At 38.4% G+C, this 11,721-nt stretch carries 5 protein-coding genes and 2 tRNA genes; 4 read left to right on the plus strand and 3 right to left on the minus strand.

The genetic code is table 11. The annotated features are described in order from the left end of the window. Nucleotides 1-4 precede the first annotated feature (4 nt). From ptrA to recD, 3 genes are read left to right on the plus strand one after another with little or no spacing between them, the layout of a single operon-like run. Nucleotides 5-2,893 carry a pitrilysin gene (gene ptrA / locus ABN217_RS13125; RefSeq protein WP_340893719.1) on the plus strand — a complete coding sequence of 963 codons (2,889 nt, stop codon included), beginning with the start codon at nucleotides 5-7 and terminating at the stop codon, nucleotides 2,891-2,893. Beyond that, complete coding sequence (gene recB / locus ABN217_RS13130; protein WP_340893718.1) at nucleotides 2,890-6,510, plus strand: exodeoxyribonuclease V subunit beta; 3,621 nt, start codon at nucleotides 2,890-2,892, stop codon at nucleotides 6,508-6,510. Before ptrA ends, recB begins: the two co-directional genes overlap by 4 nt. 2 nt (nucleotides 6,511-6,512) lie before the next feature. Next, entirely contained in the window at nucleotides 6,513-8,423 is a 1,911-nt protein-coding gene (gene recD / locus ABN217_RS13135) for an exodeoxyribonuclease V subunit alpha (protein WP_340893716.1), read from the plus strand. Between the two features lie 75 nt (nucleotides 8,424-8,498). Here the strand turns inward: recD and argA are convergent, their stop codons facing one another. Continuing rightward, complete coding sequence (gene argA / locus ABN217_RS13140; protein ID WP_196554704.1) at nucleotides 8,499-9,833, minus strand: amino-acid N-acetyltransferase; 1,335 nt, start codon at nucleotides 9,831-9,833, stop codon at nucleotides 8,499-8,501. Nucleotides 9,834-10,073: 240 nt separating this feature from the next. Between argA and amiC the strand changes: the two genes are divergently transcribed. Then, the gene (amiC, locus tag ABN217_RS13145; protein WP_349459505.1) at nucleotides 10,074-11,336 is read left to right on the plus strand and encodes an N-acetylmuramoyl-L-alanine amidase AmiC; all 1,263 of its coding nucleotides are present in this window, start codon (nucleotides 10,074-10,076) and stop codon (nucleotides 11,334-11,336) included. 212 nt (nucleotides 11,337-11,548) lie between these two features. On the opposite strand, the gene ABN217_RS13150 is transcribed toward amiC, so the two are convergent. Then, a tRNA-Met gene (locus tag ABN217_RS13150) sits at nucleotides 11,549-11,625 on the minus strand. A gap of 22 nt (nucleotides 11,626-11,647) precedes the next feature. Continuing rightward, nucleotides 11,648-11,721, minus strand: a tRNA-Met gene (locus tag ABN217_RS13155).

The following is an 11,721-nucleotide window of genomic DNA, read 5'->3' on the forward strand; positions in this document are numbered from 1 at the left end:
TCAGATGAGAAAATACTTATCGCAACTATGGATCATGTTGCTATTGATGCTAGTGAGTATCAACAGCTTTGCTGCTGATCCACTTTGGCGAGTATTGCCAGATAGCATTGAAAAGAGTGAAAGCGATCCACGGCAATATCAAGCGATTAAATTGCCTAATGATATGACTGTATTACTGGTTTCTGACGAAAAAGCGGTTAAATCATTAACGGCGGTTGCGTTACCTGTTGGCGCATTAGAAGATCCAGATAGTCAGCAAGGGCTTGCACACTATTTAGAACATATGGTGCTAATGGGATCGGCTAAATATCCTCAATCTGGCAGTATGTCAGAGTTCTTACAAAAGAACGGGGGATCTCATAATGCAAGCACCACTACATATCGTACAGCTTTCTACTTAGAAGTAGAAAATAGCGCCATTAATGAAGCGGTCGATCGTCTTGCAGATGCTTTAGCTGAACCTTTACTTGATCCTAAAAATGCAGATCGTGAGCGCAATGCCGTTAATGCCGAATTAACTATGGCGCGTGCGCGTGATGGTATGCGTTTTTGGCAGGTTAGAGCAGAAACCTTAAACCCAGCACATCCAAGCTCTCGTTTTATGGGCGGAAATTTAGAAACGCTAAGTGATAAGCCAAATAGCAAACTTCAAGATGAACTCATTAAGTTTTATCAAACACACTATTCTGGCAACTTAATGAATGGGGTGATTTATAGTAATAAATCACTTGATGAATTATCTAGATTAGCCGCAGAAACCTTTGCCCGTATTCCAAATAAAAAAGCAGATACTCCAGTAACCACAGTGCCTGCGATGACGGATAAAGAAAAAGGGTTAATGATCCATCTAGTACCGGCTTTACCGCAAAAAACCTTACAGATTGAATTTGGTATTGATAATAATGTTGCCGATTTTCGTAGCAAATCTGATGCATATATCGGTTATTTAATCGGTAATCGTAGTTCTGGAACACTTGCAACATGGTTACAAGATCAAGGTTTAGCTGAAAGTATTAGTGCATTTTCAGAACCGTATATCGATCGTAACCAAGGCTCCTTTACGATTTATGTCGCATTAACAGATAAAGGTTTAGCGCAAAAAGATAAAGTTATCTCAGCTATCTTTTCATATCTCCGCTTAATTGAGACACATGGTATTAGCCAGCGCTATTTTAATGAAATTGCGAATGTTTTAGATCTCTCATTTCGTTATGGCTCTATTGTAAGAGATATGAATTACATAGAAGGCATTTCAGATATGATGTTGCGTTATCCAATCAAAAATATCCTGAATGCTGATTATATTGCCGATAATTATGAGCCTTCAGCAATTCTTGCTCGCCTTGAGTCACTCACACCAGAGAAAGCACGAATTTGGGTAATAAGCCCTAATGAGCCATCAAACAAACAAGCTTATTTTGTTAATGCGCCTTATCAGGTTGATAAAATCACCGATAAACAATTAAAAACATGGCAAACACTGTCGGATGATATTTCATTATCATTACCGGCACTTAACCCATACATTCCTAATAATCTGTCGTTGATTGATGCTGATAGTAAAATCACTAAGCCACAATTATTGTGGCAAGATAAAAGTGCTCGCTTGTTCTATATGCCATCACACTATTTTTCTGATGAGCCAAAAGCCAGCGTGACATTAAGTTTGGTAAACAAGAAATCAGACATTACTGTTAAACAGCAAGTTACGCAAACCTTAACTGATTATCTTGCTGGTTTAGCATTCAGTGAATTATCTTACCAAGCATCTGTTGCAGGCATGAATATCTCATCCTCATCAGGACAAGGTATCGATTTTTCAATGAATGGCTACACACAACATTTACCAGAATTAGTTAATGCCACACTAAAAAGTTATATGAGTTTTGAATCAACACAAGAAGAGCTTGAACAGGCTAAATCTTGGTATCGCGAACAACTTGAAGTAACTCATAACCTAAAAGCGTTTGAAGCAGCGATGTTGCCAGCTCGCCGATTAAATACTATTCCGTATTATGAAGAAGCTGACAAACTCAAAGCATTAGAGTCAATTACACTGCAAGATATTGTTGATAACCGTCGTGAAGTGATTAAAAACGCAGCTCTTCAAGCACTGATTATTGGTAACTTAACGCCAGAGCAAAGCCGTGATATAGCGAAGTCTGCACATGAGTTATTAGGTAATCAAGGAACAGAATACTGGATTGGTGAAACATTAGTATTCAATAAATTAGATGCTGTTGAATTTCAAAATAAATCAAACAGTACCGATAATGCCTTAGGCGAACTTTATATTCCTACTGGGTATAGCCGCCTTGAAGGTCAGGCTATTTCTTCTGTGTTAGCTTCGGTTATTAAACCTTGGTTTTATGATCAATTAAGAACAGAAGAGCAACTTGGTTATGCTGTATTTGCTTATCAAGGCACTATGGGTGAACAGTCTGGTCTAGGTTTCTTATTACAAAGTAATGCTAAACCGCCAGTTTATTTAAATGAGCGTTATAACGCATTTTATCAGCAAGCCTATGAACGCTTGAAAAAAATGAATGAGGCTGATTTTAATCAGTATAAGAAAGCAATTATTACTGAAGTTAAACAACCACCTCAAACTTTCTATGAAGAAGTTTCTCTTTATCGAAATGATTTCCATCGTAATAATTTAAAATATGATGGACGAGAGAAATTCTTAGCTGAGCTTAATAAAGTGACGTTAAAGCAAGCTATTGAGTTTTATGAAAAAGCAGTAATAAAACCAAACGGTTTTGTGTTTGTTTCTCAAATAATTGGCAAAGATGGTAAAGAAGCTGATTACGCGCAAAATAAACAATGGAAACGTTATACAACAGTTAGCGAATTACAAAGAACGTTACCAGTTGAGGAAATTAAAGAGTGAGTGAAGTGATACAGGCGCAGCCATTAAATCCTTATACACTTCCTTTGTACCAAAGACGCCTTATTGAGGCGTCTGCGGGTACAGGTAAAACCTATACCATTGGATTACTGTATTTGCGATTACTTCTTGGTTTAGGGGGGGATTCTGCGTTTTATCGACCTCTAAGCGTTGAAGAGATCTTGGTTGTGACATTTACAGATGCTGCAACCGATGAATTACGTGCACGTATTCGTAAAAACATCCATGAACTAAGGCTTGCCTGTATCCGTCATAACATTGATAATGTTGACAAAACATACCAAGAATTACTCAAGCAAATTCCTAATAAAGAGTTAGCTGCGCAGTGGTTATTAGAAGCTGAGCGTCAAATGGATGAAGCGGCTATTTACACTATTCATGGATTTTGCCAGCGTATGCTGGCAAACAATGCATTTGAGTCAGGTGTGTTGTTTGAACAAGTCTTGATCCAAGATGAATATGAGTTGAAAAAACGTGTTTGTGCTGATTTTTGGCGTCGCCACTGTTATCCCCTTTCTTATGATGTTGCTAATGCGGTTAGCCAGATTTGGTCTGGTCCTGAGCAACTGCTTTATGAAATACAGCCTTATTTACAAGGTGAAATGCCAGAAATTGAAGGCGTGGCATTAGACAGTGAAAATGAATCAGTAAAAGAGCGTCATCAAGCTGTTATTGAAGCTATTAACAAGGTGAAAGCGCGTTGGAATGAACATCATCATGAAGTTGAAGCGTGGATAACGGCCTCAGGAGTAGATAAACGAAGTTATAGTAGCCGTTTTTTACCTAAATGGATTGAAGAAATCACGTTATGGGCCGCAACGCTTGAAACAAAAAGTTATCAGTTACCTGATTGCTTGGTTCGTTTTTCTCAAGAAACTTTAAATGAGAAAGCGACCAAGGGCCCTGCTCCAGAGCATATTCTTTTTGTTGAAATTGAGCGTCTAACAAAACAAAGCTTAACACTGCGTGATGTTATCTTAGTGAATGCTATTCCTGAAATACGCCAAGGTATTGAAAATGAAAAAATGCGTCGAGGGGAAATGGGGTTTGATGATCTCTTAACACGTTTAGACAGAGCATTAAAACGTGAAGGGGGAGAAGCATTAGCACAGGCTATTCGTGAGCGTTATCCCGTTGCAATGATTGATGAATTTCAAGATACCGACCCTCAACAATACCGTATTTTTGATGCTATTTATGGTGAGCATGAAAACAGTGGGTTACTTTTTATCGGTGATCCTAAACAGGCAATTTATGCTTTCCGTGGTGCTGATATTTTCACTTATATTCAAGCGCGAAAACAAACGGCACACCATTACACTTTAAATACTAACTGGCGTTCTGCACCAGGGATGGTGAATGCGGTTAATAAGCTTTTTATGCGTTCTAGTGCTCCGTTTTTATTTGAGCATATCCCTTTTATTGATGTGAGTTCTGCTGAAAAAAACCAAGATATGGCTTTTATTTACCATGGTAAATCGATCTCGCCTTTTAATTTTTGGCTTGCTGAAGGTGAAAGTCTATCAACGGGAAATTATGAGCAAATTATGGCAACACAATGTGCCACTCAAATTCGTGATTGGCTATCAGCAGGCGATCAACAGCAAGCATGGCTTCTAGAACAAGGTGAAAAAAAATCACTGACATCGGCTGATATTATGGTGCTGGTTCGTAGTCGTAGAGAAGCATTACTTATTCGTGATGCACTAAATTTACTCTCTATACAATCTGTATTCTTATCAAACCGCGAAAGTGTATTTGAAACGAACGAAGCTAAAGATTTGCTTTGGTTACTGCAAGCAGTTGTAACGCCAGAGAAAGAGCGTGTTTTAAGAGCCTCTTTAGCTAGTCGGTTATTTGGTTTTAGTGCAAGACAAATTGATAGCCTAAATCATGATGAACAGCGCTGGAATAGTTATGTAGAGAAATTTGCTGACTATTATGTATTATGGCAAAAACGTGGCGTTTTACCGATGTTGCGTAAAATTATGATGGATAATCAGATTGCCGAGGATCTACTTGCCAGTGTTGATGGTGAACGCAGACTCACCGATATCATGCATATTGGTGAATTATTGCAGGAAACCTCGTTACAGCTTGATAGCGAACATGCGCTTATTCGTTGGTTAGCACAACAAATTTCTCACCCTGATGCGCAATCAGAAAGCCAACAAATGCGTTTGGAAAGTGACCGAAATCTTGTGCGAATTTGTACTATTCATAAATCCAAAGGCCTTGAATATCCTATTGTTTGCTTACCTTTTGCTTGTAACTATCAAGAGCAAAAAGGGGCGCTTTATCATGACAGAGAAAAATTTTACGCTAAGTTAGATATTTTTAGCAGACCTGAAAGCTTGCGTTTAGCTGATGAGGAGCGTTTAGCAGAAGATTTACGCCTGCTTTATGTAGCATTAACACGTTCTAAATTTTGTTGTTATGTGGGTGTTGCGCCATTGGTGAAAGGGAATAAACGTAAATCGGGACTCACTGATCTTCATAAAAATGCTTTAGGGTATTTATTACAGCAAGGTGAAGAAGGGAATAGCGAATTATTACATCAATCAATTCATGCATTACTCGATGAAAATATTAGTGTGATCACGCTTGATGAAGTTTCAGCTCACCGTTACCAACCTCAGTTAGTCAGTGAGGCAAAATTAGAGGCTGCGGTATTTAAACGTAAAATTCATGATAATTGGCGTATAACCAGTTATTCAGGACTAACTTATCAACATTCAAATCGCGGGTACCATTTCGATTTAGGTGATATTGAGGCTTTAGTGCAGTCTATTGCCCCAGGATTGGATACTGATGCCAAAGGTGAGAAGCAACGAGAAGAAACCAATGAAAATTCGATTCATCATTTTCCTCGAGGCGCGGTTGCGGGAACATTTTTACATGGTTTGCTTGAAGTCTTGGATTTTTCTCAACCCATTGATGAACAATGGATGCAAGAGCAATTAACAGCTCAAGGCTTTGATGAAAAGTGGGCGCCATTATTAGTAACATGGATGGAAACACTGTTTTATACCCCTCTTAATACTGATGGGTTATGCCTTGCTGATATCCCTAAAACACAACAACTGGATGAATTGCAATTTTATTTGCCGATTGAACAAGAAATAACATCATCTCAGTTGACTCAATTAATAAGTCAATTTGATCCCTTATCAAAACGTTGTACTGCTTTACAATTCCAGCAAGTAGAAGGCATGTTAAAAGGCTTTATTGACTTAGTGTTTTGCTGGGAAGGGAAATACTATGTGGTGGATTACAAATCAAATTGGTTAGGTGAATCGAGTGAAGATTACACTCAAGAAGCGATGGTCAATGCAATGATAGATCACCGTTACGATTTGCAGTACCAACTCTATACATTAGCGTTACATCGCTTTTTACAGCAACGCATTCCAGATTATGATTACAAAAGTCATTTTGGGGGAATCTATTACCTTTTCTTACGCGGTATAGATAAAGCACACCCTGGAAATGGAGTTTATGCTTATTTACCTGATGAGGCGTTTGTTTTGGCGCTAGATGCTTTATTTACAGGTAAAAGAATGAAAAGTAGCACTCCTGATGTAGTCGATGAGAAATAAAAATGATCAAACTATTAGAACAAGCGATTACACAAAATGTATTACGACCATTAGATCTTCGATTTGCACAAATGCTGGTAGAAGATGAAAATCCGATTTTACTGTTTATATTTGCTTATTTAAGTGCTCAAACAGGAGCCGGACATGTTTGTTTGCCATTAAATATTATCAAAGAGAATCAATTGTTTGATGGTAGGCAAGACGAACTTGCTCGTGATATTTGGCAAAGAATGGGAGAACCTTCTACTCATCAAATAATTGAAGCGTTAATACATAGTCATTGTGTTAATCAAAGTGGTGATAATTCCCCATCACCTATCATTTTAGATAATGGACTTCTTTATCTGCAAAGAATGTGGAGCTATGAAGAAAAAGTGGCTCAATTTTTTAGGCAAGAACATCCGGTGGTTGAAATTGATGAAAATGCATTAATTAAAGCACTCAATCAACTTTTTCCAATAATAAAAGACAATAAAGAAACTAATTGGCAGAAAGTAGCAGCCAGTGTTGCTATCACTAGCCCTATCTCTATTATTTCTGGGGGCCCTGGAACAGGAAAAACCACAACTGTGGCAAAAATCTTGGCTGCTTTTGTGATGCTTACTTCGAATGAAAAGCCCATTATTCAGTTAGCAGCACCAACTGGAAAAGCCGCTGCTCGATTAACTGAATCCTTAGGTAAAGCACTTGCCCAACTCGCTTTAAGTGAAGAAGAATATAAGTGGATGCCAAAGCAAGCACAAACTATTCATCGTTTGTTAGGGGCTCAGCCTGAAAGCCAGCAAGTGCGTTACCATAAAGATAACCCATTACAACTTGATATTTTAGTAGTTGATGAAGCATCGATGGTTGATTTGCCTATGATGGCTCGCTTAATTGATGCACTTCCGCCACAATGTCACGTTATTTTCTTGGGAGATAAAGACCAACTCGCTTCTGTTGAAGCCGGAGCCGTATTAGGGGATATTTGTCGTTTTGCTGATGATGGTTTGAGCCAAAAGCGATTTGATAAAATTGATTATTTAACACAAGGTGAATTATCAAAATCTGCAGAGATTATCTCTGTTTCTAACACTCCTGTTTCAGTTGTTAGTGATTCACTTTGCCTATTACGAAAAAGTTATCGATTCGGCTCGAATTCAGGTATTGGTCAACTTGCTTTTGCTGTAAACCAAGGACAGACCAAAACAGCACTGACATTACTGAAGAAGGCAGTAATTACACCTCAACAAATTGAAATGGCACTAGATACTCAAGATGTGAATTTTATCTCATTAGAAAGTGATGAAAACTATTTACTGATGATACAAGATGCGGCGCAAGCCTATCGTCAGTATCTCTCATTGATAGCAGAAAACGCCACTCCTGATGCTATTCTTAATGCATTTAATCAATATCGTTTATTGTGTGCATTAAGAGAAGGGCCATTTGGTGTAAGTGGATTAAATGATCGAATTGAAATGCTATTGCACCGTCAACGATTAATTCGTCGTCCTACAAATAGCTACCAGAGTGACTATATTGGACGTCCAATTATGATCCAGCGAAATGACAGTACGCTTGGGCTGTTTAATGGTGATATTGGTATTATGCTCAATAATGATGAAGGCGAAATGAAAGCCTTTTTCCAATTACCGGATGGTACTTTAAAAGCAATTCAACCTAGCCGGTTGCCTCAACACGAAACGGCGTATGTTATGACAGTGCATAAATCACAGGGATCTGAATTTACGCATACAGCATTAGTATTGCCTGAAAAATTTTCGCCAGTGGTCAGCCGTGAATTACTGTACACCGCCTTAACACGCGCTAAACAAAAACTTTCTCTTTATGCCAGCGAGTATATGGTGAAAATGGCTATTCAAACACGTATTCAGCGTCGAAGTGGTTTAGTCGATAAGTTACGTTATTAATTTCTGTCGGATAAGATAAAAACAATAAAAGACAGGCTTGAGAGGGATACCTGTCTTTTTATTTATGTTTGATAGTTACTCTTTATGTAAATCTAAAATCAAAATTTTGGAGCGGCGCTGATAATTGTAGAGTGCCTGCTTTTCAATGGGTAATTTATCAATTTCAGCAGGTTCAAATCCTTTTTCTTGAAACCAGTGAATACTACGTGTTGTTAAAACAAATAGTTTTTCTAGTCCTAATTGCTTAGCATGGGTAGAAATACGTTGTAGTAATACCTCACCACGACAAGAGCTACGATAATCAGGATGAACAGCAACACAAGCCATTTCACCAATTTTTTCTGATTGATAAGGGTAAAGTGCGGCACAGGCTATAGTCATATTATCGCGTTCAATAATGGTGAATTGATCTATCTCTATTTCTAATTGTTCTCTTGAACGTCTGACTAAAATACCTTGTTGCTCTAATGGGCGAATAAGTTCGAGTATGCCACCAATATCATTGATATTGGCTCTACGAACTTTTTCAGCACTTTCCATCACGATTTGAGTTCCTATACCATCGCGAGAGAATAGCTCTTGAATAAGCGCACCATCAGATTGATAACTTAATAGGTGGCTGCGTTCCACACCTCGACGACAGGCTTTAACGGCACCTCGCAAAAATCTGACTGTACCTGAGTGGTAATCGCCTTCGGTTTGTAGCTCTTGGATTTTATCTTCGGCTTGATTAGGTAGTAATTCAGAGACAATGTGTCCATCTTCATCGACAACACCTTGGAAAGAGCAAAAACCAATAATTTTTTGCGCTTTAAGTTTTATAGCAAGTTGTGTTGCCACTTCTTCAGATGTGAGATTAAAACTTTCACCAGTAACAGACACTGCAACAGGGCCAATTAATACAATGGCGTTACTGTCTAATTGGCGGTGAATAGCTTCTTCATCAATACGGCGAATTTTTCCGCTGTGACAATAATCCACGCCATCATCAACTCCCAAGGGTTGTGCAATGACAAAATTGCCACTAACGACATTAATATGCGCACCTTGTAATGGTGTATTACTTAAACTCATTGATAAACGGGCTGTAATGTCGAGCTGTAATGTACCCGCAGCTTGTTTAACAATTTCTAAGGTTTCACTATCAGTAATACGAGTATATTTATGATAAATTGGTGAGACTTTTTGTACTTCAAGCGCCATATCAATTTGTGGTCTTGCGCCATAAACAACCACTAAACGGATACCTAAACTGTGTAGTAATCCAATATCGTTAATGATTGATGGAAAATTTTCATGTGCGATAGCTTCGCCACCCAACATAATGACAAACGTTTTGCCTCTATGTGCATTAATATACGGAACCGAATGGCGGAATCCATCGACCAATTCGGTGCTGCGCTCTTTCATAAAACCCTCTCAAGTGAATTTTTATTCGCATTTAATGTATTTTTATTCTTTTTGATGAGAAATGGCAAGCAAAATCCTATCTTATTGTTTTGCATGAGGGCAGAATATTCGTGTAAATGTGAGTAATTGTGCTGTTTTTAAGTGACAGTGAAGTGTGGATTGGGTAAAGTTTTTCGTTCTTAACTTTTTTTATCTCTTTTTAGAGTTTATTGACGTTAATCGTTTTTTTGGAATATTTTCATGAGTCATTCTGAGCACAATCAAACTCGTCGTCGTCTTGTTAAAGGAATTGGCGCGTTATTATTGTTAAGTGTTAGTCCTGTTGGCTTTGCTGCGACAGCATCTATTGTTGCTGTCAGGGTTTGGCCTGCTTCGACTTATACTCGCGTGACTATAGAATCAAGGACACCACTGAAATATCGTCAGTTTGCATTATCAAACCCAGAACGTATTGTGGTGGATTTAGAAGGTATTCAACTTAATAGCGTATTAAAGGGTGTCGCTAATCAAGTTCAGACTAGCGATCCTTATTTAAAGTTGATCCGGGTTGGTCAAAATACGCCCAAAACAGTGCGATTGGTCTTTGAAGTAAAAACACCCGTACAACCACAAATGTTTACTCTAAAACCCGTTGCTGAATTTAAAAACCGTTTGGTGTTAGATTTCTACCCAAGCCACGGTGCAAATGCTGAAGATGATCCACTCTTAGCGCTGTTACGTGAATATAATGATGGTGATTTACAACAAGCCGTACCAGCCCAAACAGATACCCGAAAACCAGGTAGAGCAGGGCGAGATAGACCTATCATTATCATGATCGATCCTGGTCATGGCGGTGAAGATCCCGGTGCCATTGGTAAATATAAAACCCGTGAAAAAGATGTCGTTTTACAAATTGCACGCCGTTTAAGAACACTTATTGATAAAGACGCCAAAATGAAGGCGTATATGACACGTAATGAAGATGTGTTTATTCCATTAACAGTACGTGTTGCTAAAGCACGAAAAATGCAAGCTGACTTGTTTGTTTCTATTCATGCAGATGCATTTACGAATCGTTCTGCCAGAGGTTCATCTGTTTTTGCGTTATCAAAAACAGGTGCGACCAGTAATACTGCACGCTATCTTGCACAAACACAAAATGAGTCTGATTTAATCGGTGGTGTGAGCAAAAGTGGTGACCGTTATGTTGATCATGCGATGCTTGATCTTGTACAAACGGCGACTATCAATGACAGCCTGAAATTTGGTAGTGAAGTGCTTAAATTGATGGGGAGAATTAATAAACTGCATAAGAATAAGGTTGATCAAGCCGGATTTGCAGTATTAAAAGCACCTGAAATCCCTTCTATCTTAGTTGAGACTGCTTTTATCAGTAATATCGAAGAAGAGAAAAAACTAAAAACAGCAAAATTCCAACAACAAATCGCAGAGTCTATCTTTAAAGGTATCAAAGCCTATTTTGCCAACGGTGGCGAGTTAACCTTAGCTGATCGTAGCTAATCTCTTCCTATACCCTTTTCTTATATTCCAGTAGAAAGCTAAGATCATGTGCTTTCTATTGGAGCTTCTTATTGTATTTTCAGCACAATAAATTTATCCAATATAATGGTTATTGAAATAAAAGAAATTGATGTAATAAATCTATGCTTGATGCGATTAACTTTTTGAATTAAAAGAGAAAGTAAAAAGAAGAGGAAATTTTGAAGAAAAATTGGTTGCGGGAGCTGGATTTGAACCAACGACCTTCGGGTTATGAGCCCGACGAGCTACCATGCTGCTCCATCCCGCGACTGAATTGTTGTTTATAGAATTGGTTGCGGGAGCTGGATTTGAACCAACGACCTTCGGGTTATGAGCCCGACGAGCTACCATGCTGCTCCATCCC

This window comes from Proteus sp. fly-1067 (assembly GCF_040139345.1).
Classification (GTDB): domain Bacteria; phylum Pseudomonadota; class Gammaproteobacteria; order Enterobacterales; family Enterobacteriaceae; genus Proteus; species Proteus vulgaris_B.

Coding starts and splice junctions, on each gene's coding strand:
- ptrA (WP_340893719.1), top strand. CDS start 5: ATGAGAAAATACTTATCGCAACTATGGATCATGTTGCTATTGATGCTA.
- recD (WP_340893716.1), top strand. CDS start 6,513: ATGATCAAACTATTAGAACAAGCGATTACACAAAATGTATTACGACCA.
- argA (WP_196554704.1), bottom strand. CDS start 9,833: ATGAAAGAGCGCAGCACCGAATTGGTCGATGGATTCCGCCATTCGGTT.
- amiC (WP_349459505.1), top strand. CDS start 10,074: ATGAGTCATTCTGAGCACAATCAAACTCGTCGTCGTCTTGTTAAAGGA.